The 14,755-nt window shown below is 72.6% G+C and carries 11 protein-coding genes; 10 read left to right on the top strand and 1 reads right to left on the bottom strand.

Translation table 11 applies throughout. The features are described 5' to 3' along the window. Window positions 1-190: 190 nt before the first annotated feature. The 3 genes from EL340_RS15725 (at window position 191) to EL340_RS06415 (ending at window position 8,111) form a co-directional block, all read left to right on the top strand. Window positions 191-3,805, top strand: coding sequence for a UrvD/REP family ATP-dependent DNA helicase (locus tag EL340_RS15725; protein WP_126413916.1), 3,615 nt, complete (start codon window positions 191-193; stop codon window positions 3,803-3,805). Next, a complete protein-coding gene (locus EL340_RS06420; RefSeq protein ID WP_126413915.1) occupies window positions 3,802-7,287 on the top strand; it encodes an ATP-dependent helicase in 3,486 nt (1,161 codons plus the stop codon). The genes EL340_RS15725 and EL340_RS06420 overlap by 4 nt, the downstream gene beginning before the upstream one ends. Before the next feature lie 215 nt (window positions 7,288-7,502). Beyond that, a complete protein-coding gene (locus EL340_RS06415) occupies window positions 7,503-8,111 on the top strand; it encodes a hypothetical protein (RefSeq protein ID WP_232023252.1) in 609 nt (202 codons plus the stop codon). Window positions 8,112-8,145: 34 nt separating this feature from the next. Here the strand turns inward: EL340_RS06415 and EL340_RS06410 are convergent, their stop codons facing one another. Next, on the bottom strand, window positions 8,146-9,453 hold the full coding sequence (locus EL340_RS06410; RefSeq protein ID WP_126413914.1) for a phosphotransferase: 1,308 nt from the start codon (window positions 9,451-9,453) through the stop codon (window positions 8,146-8,148). 283 nt (window positions 9,454-9,736) lie between these two features. On the opposite strand from EL340_RS06410, the gene EL340_RS06405 reads away from it, so the two are divergent. The 7 genes from EL340_RS06405 to EL340_RS06375 all read left to right on the top strand — a co-directional run bounded on the left by EL340_RS06405 (window position 9,737) and on the right by EL340_RS06375 (window position 14,729). Further along, a complete protein-coding gene (locus EL340_RS06405; protein ID WP_126413913.1) occupies window positions 9,737-10,987 on the top strand; it encodes a TadA family conjugal transfer-associated ATPase in 1,251 nt (416 codons plus the stop codon). Continuing rightward, a complete protein-coding gene (locus EL340_RS06400) occupies window positions 10,987-11,838 on the top strand; it encodes a type II secretion system F family protein (protein ID WP_126413912.1) in 852 nt (283 codons plus the stop codon). The genes EL340_RS06405 and EL340_RS06400 overlap by 1 nt, the downstream gene beginning before the upstream one ends. Beyond that, the gene (locus EL340_RS06395) at window positions 11,835-12,788 is read left to right on the top strand and encodes a type II secretion system F family protein (RefSeq protein ID WP_126413911.1); all 954 of its coding nucleotides are present in this window, start codon (window positions 11,835-11,837) and stop codon (window positions 12,786-12,788) included. The genes EL340_RS06400 and EL340_RS06395 overlap by 4 nt, the downstream gene beginning before the upstream one ends. A gap of 92 nt (window positions 12,789-12,880) precedes the next feature. Continuing rightward, window positions 12,881-13,108 (top strand): hypothetical protein, encoded by a 228-nt coding sequence (locus EL340_RS06390; protein WP_126413910.1) that lies wholly within the window; start codon window positions 12,881-12,883, stop codon window positions 13,106-13,108. A gap of 61 nt (window positions 13,109-13,169) precedes the next feature. Further along, window positions 13,170-13,595 (top strand): TadE family protein, encoded by a 426-nt coding sequence (locus tag EL340_RS06385; RefSeq protein ID WP_269471650.1) that lies wholly within the window; start codon window positions 13,170-13,172, stop codon window positions 13,593-13,595. Between the two features lies 1 nt (window position 13,596). Continuing rightward, window positions 13,597-14,193, top strand: a complete 597-nt coding sequence (locus tag EL340_RS06380; protein WP_232023292.1) for a hypothetical protein — start codon at window positions 13,597-13,599, stop codon at window positions 14,191-14,193. Window positions 14,194-14,273: 80 nt separating this feature from the next. Further along, window positions 14,274-14,729, top strand: a complete 456-nt coding sequence (locus tag EL340_RS06375) for a glycosyltransferase (protein WP_126413908.1) — start codon at window positions 14,274-14,276, stop codon at window positions 14,727-14,729. Window positions 14,730-14,755 lie beyond the last annotated feature (26 nt).

Here is a 14,755-nt window from a genome sequence, read left to right as displayed (position 1 = left end):
GGCGGCTTGAACCTGCCCTGATCCTAGAGGCGCCCGGGCCGCACCATGCGTCCGAGCACCGCAGAACCGCGCCGTTTCGCGCCACGCGGACATACGGGCCGCCAGTATCCCGGAGGCTGCGGGCCCGCCGCCGATGACGATCCCTTAACGGTGCGCCTTCCATGTCGGTGGCTCGTGGTGAGATGGTCCCATGTCCCAGGACCCGATCCACCTCCTCCCGCCCCTCGAGGCGCCGGAGCTGCCCTCCGCAGACGCCGACGGGCTGCGGGTCCTGGATCGCGTGGCCGAGGGCTCCAACGTCGTCGTCCTGGGGGCGCCCGGGACCGGTAAGACCTCGCTGGCCCTGAGGCTGCTGTCGGAGGCGGTCGCCGGCGGCCGGGACGCCGTTCTGCTCGCCCCCACCCGCGCGCGTGCCGACGCACTGCGCGGCAGGGCCGCCCACCTGCTGCGAGAAGGCCACGGTGACGGCGTCGTGCGGGTGCGCACGCCCGCCGCCCTGGCCCTGACGATCCTGACCACCTCGCTGACCAGACGGCCCGACCCGCTGCCGCCCCCGGTCCTGCTGGCCGGTGCGGAGGAGGACTCCGTCCTGGCCTCGATGATCAGCACCATCACCTGGCCCGGGCTCCCCGCGGAGGCAACCGGCTCACGGGCCTTCCGCTCCGAGCTGCGCAATCTCCTGGCGCGCGCCGGTGAGCTCGGTATCACCGCCGACGAGCTGGCCGACCTCGGGCGCCGGCTCAACGTCCCCATCTGGGGGCCGTCCGCCCAGCTGCTGCGCACCTGGGACGCCCAGGGCAGAGCCAGTGCCGAGCGCAGGGCGCAGACCCGCAAGATGGACACGGCCCGCCTCCAGGACCGGGCCGTTGAGGCCCTGAGGGCCTGGGGCTCCGACGGCGTCACCGTCCCCCGGCCCGTCCCCGACCTCGTCATCGTGGACGACTACCAGGACTGCACGGCCGCCACCGCCAGGCTCCTGGCAGGTCTGGCCGCCCCGGACCCCGACGGGCACCGGGCGCAGATCGTGGTCCTGGGAGATCCGGACGTTGCGGTCGAGACCTTCCGCGGCGGCACGCCCAGCCTGCTCATCGCCGCTGAGGACCACTCAGGGCTGGGAGCCACACGCCTGCAGCTGACCACCTGCCACCGGGGAAACCCGGCGATCGCGGCAGCGGTGGCCGACCAGAGCGCCCGCGTCCCGGTGACCGGCACGGCCTCCCACCGGCAGACGACGCTGAGCCCTGGCTCCTCGGTGCGGCCTTCCTCCAGGACGCCCGATGATGACCGGCCGGCGGCACCGGCCGGTGTCGAGGCGATCCTGGCCTCCAGCACCTGGCAGGAACGCGCCCACCTTGCCCGGGCGCTGCGGCTCGAGCACGTCCACCACGCCACCCCCTGGTCGCAGATGGCGGTCATCGTCCGCAGCGCCGGAGACGTCGAGGCGCTTGCCAGGGACCTGCGCAGACGGGGCGTGCCCCTGGCCTCCCGCACGCCCGCGGTGCTGCTGCGCGCCGAACCGGCTGCCGCTGCGCTGCTGGACATCGTTCGCGCCGCCGTCCGCGGCCAGCTGGGGGAGACCAGCCGGCCACCGCAACGGGAGGCCGCCATCAACCTGCTTACCAGCCCCCTGGTAGGACTGACCACCATGGATCTGCGCCGGCTGCGCCGCCGGCTGCGCCAGCACCCCGAGGCCGCAGGCAGGAGTGCCGGCGGAGCCGAGCCTGCCGAGCCCGTGGAGCTCGTGACGCCCACCGAGCCGACTCCGGGGACCGGTTCTCGAACCAGCGCCGACACCTCCCTCCTGGCCCTGCTGGCGCAGGCCGATCAGGCCGCTGCCTTCGCCCGCTCCCTGGATGATGAGCCGCTCGGAGCTCAGGCGGGCCGGCTGCTCACCGCCGCCCGGATCATCGAGGCGCTGCGAACCGCCGTCGGCGACTCACCCGCCGGCAGCCCCCGCGATGTCGAGGCCCTGCTGTGGGCCGCCTGGAACGCCTCCGGCAGGGCCGAGGCCTGGCGGACCACCGCCCTGCGGCCCTCCGGCAGCTCGGTGCGCTCACTGCTGTCCGAGGCCGCCGAGCACGACCTCGACGTCGTCACCACCCTGTTCAAGCGCGCCGAGGTCTGGGCCGAGCGCCACCCCGGTCAGGACGCGTTCAGCTTCCTGGCCGAGCTCGACGCCGAGGTCCTGCCCTCGGACTCCGTGGCCCCCCAGGGCCGGCGCCCCGAGGGCGTCGCCGTCATGACTCCGGCGCGCTGCGCCGGGCAGGAGTGGGAGCTCGTCGTCATCGCCGGGCTGGAGCGGGACCGCTGGCCCGACCTGCGTCTGCGGGACTCCCTGACCCGTACCGGCCTCCTCGTCGACGCCGTCACCGGCCGCCTGCCAGCCGGCGGCAACGCCTCGGGAGACGGGGAAGAGGCCGGCGGCAGCGGGGCCGTCGCAGCCGCCCGCGCCCAGGTGCGCGCTGACGAGCGACGCATGCTCATCATGGCTCTCTCCCGCGCCACCCGACGCCTCCTGCTGACCGCCACCGCCGACGCCGACCACGCCCCCTCGTCCTTCCTGACGGAGATCGCCCGGACCGCCGGAATCGCCCTCACCGACGCCGACGGCGCCCCCGTCCTCAGCCCCGACACCGGAGACCTCACCCTGCGCGGCCTGGTGGGGGAGCTGCGCCTGGCGGCCGTTGCCGGAAACCTGGAGACGGCCACCGCCGCCGAGCGTCGCCGCGGGCAGGAGGCCGTCACGCTGCTGGCCGACCTCGCCAGCCAGGACGTGCCCGGCGCCGACCCCTCCACCTGGATCGGCGCGGGAGCCCCCACCTCCACAGCCCCCCTCGTCGCCGCCGGCGAGCGGATTCGGGTCAGTCCCTCCGACGTCGAGGGGCTGACCGCCTGCCCGCTCAAGTGGTTCCTGACCCGCAACGGCGGTTCGGCCCCAGCCAGCGGGGCCCAGGCGCTGGGCAGCCTCATCCACGCGGTGGCCGAGAAGGCGGAGGAGGAGCACCTGCGCGGCCCCGCCCTGCGGGAGGCCTTCGAGGAACGCCTGGGCGACCTCGGCTACCCCGACACCTGGCAAGGAGGCCTGGCCGCGGAGCGTGCCCGCGCCATGATCGAACGCCTCGACGCCTACCTGAGCGACTGCGACGCCCTGGGCATCCGCGCCGACGTCGAGCAGCCCGTCCGTGCCGATGTCGACATCCCCCTGCAGGTCCTCAGCCCCGAGGTCCGCAACCGAGCCGCCCACCGGATGTCCCCGGCTGGACTCGACGCCGTCCCCGTGAGGATCGCCGGCCGCATCGACCGTCTCGAGCACCTGGGGGACCGGGCGGTGGAGAACCCGGACGGCTCCGCTGAGGGAGCCGGAAACAGCGGAGTGCGCGTCATCGACCTCAAGACCGGCCAGCGCGTCCCCAAGGACGTCCAGCGCCATCCTCAGCTGGCCACCTACCGGCTCGCCCTGGGCGCTCAAGGGCACGATGTCGCCGGCGGGGCCCTCGTGCTCCTGGGCAAGCAGCCCTCCAAGCGGTCCGGTGACGGCTACGTCCTGGCTCCGCCGGGTGCCGCGCTCGACCCCAGCCCTGCGGCCCCTGAGCCTGAGGACAGGTCCGGTGACGAGCTCAGCGATGGTGACGCGAACGCCGCGGCAGAGGCCCCGGAGCAGTACTGGGCCGAGGACCTCGTGGCCGGCGCGGCCGTGGCCGGGCTGGGCCCCCTGCTCGAGGCCCGTACCGGCGATCATTGCCGCACCTGCATGGTCAAGGACTCCTGCCCCGTCCAGGTCGAGGGAAGGAGGGTCGTCTCATGAACCCCACCGGCTCGGGTGAGCTCACCCCGCAGGTGCTGGCGGCGGCGCTCGGCATCCACACCCCCACCGAGGAGCAGGCCCGTGTCATCGCCCACCGGCTCGGCCCGCTCCTGGTGGTGGCCGGGGCGGGCTCGGGCAAGACCGCCACCATGGCGCAGCGGGTCGTCTACCTGGTCGCCACCGGACAGGTCCGCCCCGACCAGGTCCTGGGCCTGACCTTCACCCGCAAGGCCACAGCCGAGCTCGACCAACGCATCGCCTCCCGCCTGGCCGGCCTCGGCGCCGCCGGCCTGCTGCCGACCACTGCGCCGGACGGCGGCGGGGGAGCCGGCGATGCCACCGACGTCGGCGAGCCGATGATCGCCACCTACAACTCCTTCGCCAGCTCACTGGTGCGGGACCACGGTCTGCGTATCGGCGTCGACCCCGACTCCACCCTCATCACCCAGGCCCGCTCCTGGCAGATCGTCACCTCCCTGCTCGAGGCGCGCACGCTGCCACTGCCCAGCGAGGGCCTCACCCACAACGCCAGCGCCGCCCTGGTGCTGAACGACGCCCTGAGCCAGAACCTGCTGACCATCGAGGAGGCCGCCACGGACCTGGCCGACCTGACTGAGCAGCTCACCGCCCTGGCCGCCATCAAGGGCTGCAAGACCCTGGTCGGCAAGGCGCCCGCCGTCATGAGCGAGTGGGAGGCCCTGCTCGACGTCGTCGCCGAGCTGCACGAGCACAAGCGCCGCCACGGCCTGCTCGACTTCGGCGACCAGATCGCCCTGGCCTGCACCATCGCCGAGTCCGTCCCCGAGGCGGCCGCCCAGGTGAGGGCCCAGTACCCCGCGGTCCTGCTCGACGAGTTCCAGGACACCTCGGTGGCCCAGGTGCGTCTCCTGTCCGCGCTGTTCGCCGACTCCGGGGTGACCGCCGTCGGTGACCCGCACCAGGCCATCTACGGGTGGCGCGGGGCGAGCGCCGGGGCGCTGGACACCTTCCACCAGCGCTTCAACCCCACCGGGACCACCCTCCTCGCCTCCGGGGCATCCCCGTCCGACGCCGCTCCGGTCCTGGACCTGTCGACCTCCTGGCGCAACGACTCCACCATCCTGGAGGTCGCCAACACCGTCTCGGCGCCCCTGCGCTCGGGGGTCGTCCAGGACGGGGACCCGGTGGGTGAGCACATCGCCGTCGCACCTCTGCAGGCCCGGCCCGTCGCCTTCGGCCTGGAGCCCGGGGCGGTGTACGGCGCCTTCCTCCAGGACCCGGCCGAGGAAGCCCGCACCGTGACCGCCTTCCTCGCCGAGCGCTGGTCGCCCAGCGCCGAGATGGCCGTCCTGTGCCGCACCCGCGCGCAGATGGAACCCATCGCCGTCGAGCTGGAGGCCGCCGGCCTTCCCTACACGATCGTCGGTCTGGGCGGGATGCTCTACGTCCCCGAGGTCGCTGACGTCCGCGCCCTGCTGACCGCCGCCTCCGACCCCGAGCGCGGGGACCGGGTGGTCAGGCTCCTGACCGGCTTCGGCATCGGCGCCAGCGACCTGCACGCCCTGGCGGCACTGGCCCGCGAGGTCGTCCGCCCCGCCCCGCAGGAGAGCCGGCACGGCGCCGACGGCAACGGTGACCAGGTCGAGGCCGACTCCCCGCTGCTCAGTGAGGCCCTGGAGACCCTGCTGCGATGGCACGAGGAGGGGACGGGCGAGGCGGCGCCCACCGTCGGCGTCGAGCTGACCCCGGCCGGCCTGGCCGTCGCGCTGCGCACCGCCCGGGCGATCAGACGCGTCCGGGAGGCCATGTCCCTGCCCCTGCCGGACCTCGTCGCCCTGGCCGAGCAGGCCCTCGACCTCGACATCGAGATCACCGCCCGGGTCGGCGACCCGATGGGGCACCGCGCCCTCGACTCCTTCCAGGAGACGGCCCTCGCCTTCGCCACGGACACCGATGCCGCCACACTCACCGGCTTCCTGGAGTGGCTCGACGCCGCCGAGCAGCACGAGGACGCCATGAGCGCCCCCGAGGTCGACCCCGCGCCCGGCGCGGTCCAGCTCCTGACCGTCCACGCCGCCAAGGGCCTGGAGTGGGACGTCGTCGCCGTGCCCGGCATGGACGAGCAGGTCTTCCCCTCCTACACCAGCAGTGTCAAGGAGGACCTGCGCGTGGTGGAGACCGGCTGGATGGGCAGCACCTCGACCTTCCCCTTCCCGCTGCGGGCCGATGCCGACGACCTTCCTCCCTTCACCGTCGGCGACCTCAACCCGGCGGCGACCGACAAGCCCCTCCTGGCCGAGACGATGACCGTCTACAAGGAGGCCCTGGGCCGCCAGAGCCTGCGCGAGGAGCGCCGCCTGGCCTACGTCGCCTTCACCCGGGCCCGCCACGAGCTCCTGCTGACCGGCTCCCACCTGTCCAAGACCGCCTCCAAGCCGCGTCAGCCCTCGCGCTTCCTCACCGAGCTCCGACGGCGAGACCTCCTCGTGCCCTACGCAGACGGCTGGGTGGACTTCGACGAGTCCCGCCCCAACCCGCTGACCGCCCTGACCCATGTCGGCACCTGGCCGATCGACGCCGAGGCGCCGGAGGTCAAGGCGCCGGATGCCGGGGGAGAGGGCGAGCGCGTCTCAGAGCGGGCCACCGCCCTGCGACGGGCTCGGCAGGCGACCGCCGCCCAGGTCAGGGCCGCCATGAGCGAGCTGGACCCCACCGAGCCGGAGCCCAGCGGCACCAGGGCTGAGCCGGCGGGTTCCGGACAGGGGGCGGAGGCGGTCGACGAGACACTGCGGCGCTGGCAGCTCGAGGCGGGCCTCCTCCTGGCCGAGCGCGCCAGCGCCTCGGCCGCCGTCCCCGCCGTCCGACTTCCCGAGCATCTGGCCGCCACCCGCCTGGACGACCTGCGCGCCGACCGGCAGCGATTCGCCCTGGACCTGCGTCGGCCTCTCCCGCCCGAGCCGCGCGCCGCGGGCCGGCTCGGAACCGTCTTCCACGACGCCGTCGCCCAGCGCCTGAGTGCCCGCGGCACCCTGTTCAGTCTGGGGGAGGCGGGCGTGCCCGACAACCTCGACCCCCAGGACCGGGCCCGCGTCGAGCGCTGGCTGGACACCGCCGAGAACCTGCCGCTCCTGGAGGACTACGTCCTGGCCGCCACCGAGACCGACCGGGAGATCACCATCGGCGCCACCACCCTGCGCTGCCGCATGGACGCCGTCTTCCGCCGCCTGGACGGGACCGGCTGGCTCATCGTCGACTGGAAGACCGGGCGCCGCCGGGTCCCCGTGGACCAGCTCAGCGTCTACGTCCACGCCTGGGCGGCCTCCCAGGGCGTTCCCACGAGCTCCGTGCGCGCCGCCTACGTGTACGTCGACTATCCCGCAGGGCGCGTCGACGAGCTCACCGCGGAGGGCCTGCTCAGCCTCGAGAAGATCGAGGCGGCCCTGACCCCCGACTCATCGCTCAACGAGATGACGGCTCTTCCAGCCTCCGAGCAGCCGGGCTAACGTCCGCCTGAGGAGCGTCCTCGGCTCGACCAACCCGGCCAGAGGCGGCCGGCGCGGTCCGGCACCGCTCCTCGCACTCGATGCTGTAAGGAGGCTCCACGTGCTGGTGACCTGGTCGATCCTCGCCTTTCTCGTCAGTGCCCTGTGCTGGATCGTCGGGGACGCGCTCATCGTCGGCTTCCACAGGCCCGACAAGCGCGAGCACGGCGAGTTCATTGGGCTCATGGGGGGGCGACTCCTACGCCTTCTACACGCGTATTGACGAGCGCCGCCTGCGATGGGGCGCGCTGGTCGCCAACTACTCGATCCCGCTCATGCTCGCCGGCCTCTACGCGCACTGGGTGCTGCTGCGCGGATCACCGGTCGGGATGGCGGGCGTGGTGCTCCTGGGAGTGGGGTTCAGCCTCTCACCCCTGGCCCACGCCTCCTTCTACCCGCTCGCGCTGGCCTCCGAGCGCGCCCACGCGGCCTACCTGGCAGCGAGGACGGCGAACGGTGGGAAGACAGACGACAAGGCACCCGAGCCCGCCTCCCTGGAGCACGCGCGCAGGCTCTACCGCTTCCTCATGCAGGCCTGGGTCCCCGCCGTCGGGCTGACGACGCTGGGATGGATCCTCATATGCATCGCCCTGGGCTCCGGGGCCACCGCCTTTCCCCGCTGGTCACTGCTCCTGACCCCACCGGTGCAGGCCGCCCCGTGGTACGCCCTGACCCGTCTGCCCTACCCCGGCAAGCCCCTGCTGGACGGGGCCCTGCTCAACATCGTCAACCTGGTGTGGGCCGTCGCCTTCCTCGCGCTCCTCAGCCGAGTCCCACTGACCTGATGTCGATGAGTGTCGATGAGTGACGAGGCGGGATCTAGCCCTCGTCCTCGTCGTCGACGCGCACCATCGCCACCGGGTTGGTGACGGCGTCGGGCTCCGCGGGCTCGCGCTCCCCGGGCACCGGCGCCAGCCGGGGCGTGGCCGGCTCCACCAGCGGGGCGTCACCCACCTGGGCGGCCAGGTCCTCCAGCATCGCCACCGCGTCATTGATGACCGGCTTGTCCCCGGTCCGTACCCCGTGCAGCAGCCAGCGCGCCAGGCTGAGCTCACTGACCAGCTCGGCCCGCTCGCGCAGGTGCCGGTCGACGCCCTCGGAGCGGGCGATGTCGTAGGCGTCCTCGATGGAGTCCAGGCAGTCCACCGGCGCCGAGGAGTACACCCAGGCCAGGTCCTCGGCCGGGTCTCCCACGTGCGCCTGGGTCCAGCCGCGCACGGCCACCACCGTGCCACCGGCCACCAGCACGTTCTCCTCGGCGAGGTCGCCGTGGACCACGGTGGGCCGGAAGCGCCACAGGGCCGTGTCCTCCAGCGCCTGCTCCCAGCGGCCCAGCAGCGCCGGCGGGGTCTTGCCGGTCGCGGCGGCGTCGTCCAGCAGACTCAGCCAGCGGCGGCGCACCTCCTCGGCGTCGTAGACCGGCATGCCCGCCTCGGAGATCACCGACATCGCCAGTTCGTGGATCTCACCGAGGGCCTTGCCCAGGCCCGCCGACATCCCCGGGCCCGGGCGAAGCGCCTCCACCGGGATCGGCTTGCCCTCCACGTGCGAGCGGACCTGGACGTGGGCGCCCTTCTGGCGCAGGGACCCGCTGACGCGAGGAACGTCGAAGGAGAGCCTGCCGTCATCGACGACCCGGCCGATGCGCCGCAGCACCTCGGCCTCGGCCTCCAGGGACGCGCCGACGGCGTCGGTGCGCGCCTCATGGACCTCCCAGTGGCGGCCCTGGGTGTCGATGACCCCGATGATGTGCCGTTCCGGGGTCTCGGACTGCGGCAGCGCCAGCCGAGCCGGGTTGAGGCCGGCGACGGCGACGCTCGCCATCGCGGCCAGGGACAGGGCCGAGTGATGAGGGCGCGGCTCCTCCGCGGGCTGGGCCTGGGTGGCCGGTCGGCTGCTCGGCGGCGGGCCGGCCGATGCGCCGGGCAGCGGAGCGACGACCACGGGGGCCCGGTAGCCCTCGTCCTGCCCATCAGGCAGCTCAGTGTTCTGGTCGCCGGGCTCGTCGCGGTCATCGGCAGTCGGAGCCGCAGCGACGTCGGAGGCCGCCTCGTCGGTGAGGCTGTCGACACCGTCGTCGACATCGGTGGTGCCGGGGGCGTCCGGGAACTGCGGAGGCTGTGACATGGTCCAACCGTAGGCGACAGGTCCTACATCTCGCAGGACAGCCGCGCCCGTCCGCTGGCGGCAAACGTCAAGAACGACGAGAACCGCTCCGATGCGCCACACCTTCCGAGTTATCCACAGGCCCTGCCAAGGCAGTGGCCATTTCGTGACCAGGTGTCCTAGAGTTTATTCGTGACAGTGGTCACCGACCGGCCGGTGTGTCGGGGTTCAACGCTGAGCTCCTGGTCGAACCTCAGTCATCCTCACTTCTCCCTCTGACAACTCACACACGCTGAGAGGCATCATGGACGCTGCCGATCTCCTCCTGACGGAGGTTCGCGAGCTGGTTCGCGCTCGCGAAATCGACCCGCTCAAGGACACCTCCGCCCTTGAGCATCTCGTCACCGAGGCCGAGGACGACTACCTGCGCCGCTCCGACGCCGGACTCGTCCCACCGCTCATCGACCCCGCGGGCGCCCGCTCCCACGTGCTGGACTCCATGGCGGGCCTGGGACCGCTCCAGGGCTACCTCGACGACGAGTCCATCGAGGAGATCTGGGTCAACGCTCCCGGTCGGGTCTTCATCGCCCGCTCAGGGCGCCCCGAGCTGACCACCACGATCCTGGAGAGTGAGGACCTCGCTGTCCTGGTCGAGCGGATGCTGCGGGCCTCCGGGCGCCGCCTGGACCTGTCCAGCCCCTTCGTCGACGCCCAGCTGGCCGGAGGACAGCGGCTTCACGTCGTCATCCCGCCCATCACCTCCCAGCACTGGGCGGTCAACATCCGTAAGCACACCTCCCGCGCCTCCCGCACCAGCGACCTCGTGCGCATGGGCTCGCTGACCAGCCAGGTGGCCGCCTTCCTGGACGCCTCCGTGCAGTCCGGTCTCAACATCCTGGTCTCGGGGGCCACCCAGGCCGGGAAGACCACGATGGTCCGGGCACTGGCCGGGGCCATCCCGGGCGGGCAGCGGGTGATCTCCTGCGAGGAGGTCTTCGAGCTCGCCCTGCGCAACCGGGACTGCGTGGCCATGCAGACCCGGCCGCCCAACCTCGAGGGCGTCGGGGAGATCAGCCTGCGCCGACTGGTCAAGGAGGCCCTGCGCATGCGCCCCGACCGCCTTCTCATCGGGGAGGTGCGTGAGGCCGAGGCCCTCGACCTTCTCATCGCCATGAACTCCGGCCTTCCCTCGATGTGCACCTTGCACGCCAACTCCGCACGAGAGGCGGTCATCAAGATCTGCACGCTGCCTCTGCTGGCGGGGGAGAACGTCTCGAGCGACTTCGTGGTCCCCACCGTGGCCAGCGCCATCGACCTGGTCGTCCACCTCGACCTGGACCGGGGCGGGCGCCGCACCGTCAGGGAGGTCGCGGCGCTGTCCGGCCGGGTCGAGAACGGTGTCATCGAGCTGTCCGACATCTTCCACCGTGACACCGTCGGCAACCTCGTGCGGGGCGCAGGCGTTCCCAGCGGCGTCGAGCGCTTCAGCCGGGCCGGGCACGACCTCACCGCCCTGTTGAACGCGCGCCCCGCCAACGGCAGGGAGGTCTACTGATGGGTGCGATCGCGGGACTCCTGGCCGGCGTGGGGATGCTGCTCATCTGGCTGGCCTGCACCTCCGACCCGCCCCAGTGGCGCTCCCGGCGCTCTCGGCTCCTGGCCGACATCCTGGTTCAGGCCGGCGCCGGCCGCACCAGCCCCGCAATGTTCGTCCTGGGCTCGATCGGGCTGGGCCTGCTCACCGGGCTGGTCTTCCTGGGGGTGTCTCGCGCCTGGCCGGTCGCCGCCTCCTTCGCCGCCATCTTCACGACGATCCCCTTCCTCGTGATCTCCTCGCGGGCGCGCAACCGTCGCACCCGTCTGCGTGAGGTGTGGCCCGAGGCCGTCGACACCCTCGTCTCCGGTGTCCGGGCGGGCATGAGCCTGCCGGAGGCCCTGACCAACCTCGGTGAGCGCGGCCCGGAGGCCGTCCGCCCCCAGTTCCGGGCCTTCGCCACCGACTACGCCGCCACCGCCCGCTTCGACAGCTCCCTGGACCGTCTCAAGGCCCGCTTCGCCGACCCCGTCGCCGATCGGATCGTTGAGGCCCTGCGCCTGGCCCACGAGGTCGGCGGAACGGACCTGGGGACACTGCTGCGTTCTCTGTCGCAGATGCTGCGTGAGGACATGCGCACCCGCGGAGAGCTCGAGGCGCGTCAGTCCTGGACCGTCAACGGCGCCAAGGTCGCGGTCGCCGCCCCATGGCTCGTGCTGGCGCTGCTGTCCACCCGGCCGCAGGCGGCGGCCGCCTACGCCACCGCCGCCGGAGCCTTCATCCTCCTGGTCGGCGCTGTCGTCTCGGTGATCGCCTACCGCCTCATGCTGCGCCTGGGGCGGCTGCCCGAGGAGGAGAGGATGCTGCGATGACCGCGATGAACGTCATGCTCACCGGAGGGCTCGCGGGCCTGTTGGGGGCTGCGGGGATCCTGACCATCATCTCGGCCGTCCGCCGACGCCGCCCCACCCTCATGGCCAGGCTGGAGCCATACGTGCACCGGCAGTCCACGACCTCGGGGCTCCTGACCGCTCCTGCGGGTCTGGCCTCCGACGGGCGCACCGTCGTCGGCCTGCTCATGTCCTCCACGGCCGGTGCCCTCAACCTCGGTCGGCTGCTGGACTCGCTGGGGTCGTCGGCGGAGTCGGTCCGTCGGCGTCTGATCCGCTCCGGTTCACCGCTCAGCCTCGACCAGTTCCGGCTTCAGCAGGTTCTGTGGTCGACGACGGCGCTCCTGGTCGTCCTGGCGACCGGCGGACTGGCGGCCCTGGTCAGGACCGTCAACGTGCCCGCGCTCATCGTCCTGTCCGTCATGGCCACCGTGGCCGGGGCGGCCGCCCGGGACTGGTGGCTCAGCCGGGCCGTGGCCAAGCGGCTCTCACGGATCGAGGCCCAGCTGCCCGACGTCGTCGAGCTCCTCGCCCTGGCCGTCGGCGCGGGCCAAGGCCCCGTGGCCGCCATCGAGCGCGTCGTCGCACTCGGACGGGGCGACCTCATCGACGAGCTGGGTACCACCCTGACCGACATCCGCTCCGGCACCGTCCTGTCCACGGCCCTGGACCGCATGGAGAGGCGAGTCGGCTCCATCCACGTCACTCGCCTGTGCGAGGCGATCGTCGTGGCGCTTGAGCGCGGCACACCACTGGCGGACGTCCTGCGCTCCCAGGCCACCGACGTGCGTGAGGCGGCACGTCAGGACCTCATGGAGGAGGGCGGCAGGCGCGAGATCGCCCAGATGGTCCCCGTGGTCTTCCTCGTCCTGCCCGTCACCGTCGTCTTCGCCCTCTTCCCGGGGCTGCTCGTCCTCAGGCTGGGGGTGTGAGCGCATCCGTCATCCTCCTGATCCTCCTCCCGCCTTCAGAGCCCGTTCGACGTTCCTCCCACCAGATTCCTACTCGTCCGCAAGGAGCAGCCATGAAACGCATCCTCTCCCCGTCCCGCCCGTCTCGTTCCAGCTCCAGGTCATGGTGGCCCGCCGGCCGCCCCCGAATCGATCTGCGGGACGAGCGCGGAGACGTCCCCGGCTGGGTCTTGGTGACCCTGATGACCGCCGGACTCGTCGTGGCCCTGTGGACGGTTGCCGGTAGCACACTGACCGAGGTCTTCCTCAACGCCATCGCGAAGGTGACGAGTGCTATCTGAATGGGCTCACCGGTGCGGCGAGCCTCAGCGCCCGGACCGAGCCGTCACCCGCCGGCGCCGGATTCGCCCGCGTCCTCGGGGCGAGTCGGGCTCCGCCGTCGTCGACTTCGTCATGGTCGGCGCACTCGTCATCATCGTGTTCGTGGCGCTCCTCCAGGTCGCCCTGGGCGTCTATGCGCGCAACGTCCTCACCGACGCCGCCGGCGACGGGGCTCGACGGGCGGCTCTGGTCGGAGGTACCGAGAGCGAGGCTCGGCAGCGGGTGCAGGTGCTGTCCGACGCCGCGCTGCGCCGCGGCTACGTGGACACCGTGACGGTCTCCCGGGTCCCCTCCGACGACCTGACCATCGTTGAGGTGACGGTGACAGCGCCCTTTCCGGTTCTGGGACTCTTCGGCCCCGGAGGGACGCTGACGGTCACGGGCCACGCGGTCGACGAGGCGTCCCTGGTCCGGGAGACGTCGGAGAGGGGGCCTGACGGTGACTGACATGACCTTCCCCAGGATCACCGGACTCCTTGCCGCCTCCCTTGCGTCCGTTGTCTCTGCCGTCTCATGCGCCTCTCGGGTCTCGGTGGAGAGGCGCGCCTGCTCAATCCGGCAGCGGCTGCGGCGCCCCGTCCTTCGGCTGCGCGACGTTCTCAGCAGCTGCGGGCGGGGCATCCGGGGGCCGGTGCGCCTGGAGGAGGGCAACGCCATCGTCGAGTTCATCGGCTGGAGCGCCGTCCTCGTGGTGCCCGTTCTCTACCTCGTGGTCACACTCGCCCAGATCCAGGCCACGACCTTCGCCGTGGCTTCGGCGGCCGACGCCGCCAGCCGGGTTCTGGAGGTCGACGACTCACCGTCCGCCATGGACAAGGCCCGGGTGGCGACGGGGCTGTCCCTGTCCGACCAGGGCGTCGACGCCGACCCGGCCGGATCCCTGTCGGTCACCTGTGCCCGCGGCTGCGCTCGCGGTCAGGCTGCGACCGTCAAGGTCGCGGTCGGCGTGGACCTACCGGGCTTCGCCTCCCTGGGGATCGGTCGTGACGTCGTCGTCGTGGACACCGAGCGGGCCATCACCCTGCCGGGCAAGGAGGAGCAGTGAGAGGAGCAGTGAGAGGAAGTGCGGGGCAGAGCCTCAGGTCCCGGGGCCTCAGGGCCGTTCCTCACCGGGCCGGGGCGCTGATGCATCGGCTGCGCCGGGAGGAGGACGGCCAGACGCTGCTGCTGGGAGTCGGCCTCATCTGCGTTGTCCTCGCGATGCTGTTCGTCGCGGCCTCGGCGACCGCCGTCTACCTCGACCTCAAGACCCTCACCTCGCTGGCGGACTCGGCCGCGGCCGCGGGTGCGGACGGTGTGGATGGGGACCCGTACTACGAGGGTGAGGGGAGCGATACGGCGCCCGGCGCCCTGACTGACGCGGCGGTGAGTGCCAAGGCGGCCGCCGACCTGTCTGCCCAGCCTGCGGCGGCCAGGCTGGCGGGAGTCGCGATCGTCAGCGCCCGGGCCGCGGACAGCCGGACCGCTGTGGTGACGCTCCAGGCCCGCTCCCGCCCGCCCTTCCTGCCCTGGGGGATCATCCCGGCCGAGGGCTTCACCATCACTGCGACCGGTTCGGCCCGGATGACGACGACGCAGTGAGTCGACAGGACTCACTGCGCCGTAGC

It is taken from the genome of Actinomyces viscosus (genome assembly GCF_900637975.1).
Taxonomy (GTDB): Bacteria; Actinomycetota; Actinomycetes; order Actinomycetales; family Actinomycetaceae; genus Actinomyces; species Actinomyces viscosus.
The sequence above is the reverse complement of the archived record's forward strand: the minus strand, read 5'-3'. Positions and strand labels throughout refer to the sequence as shown.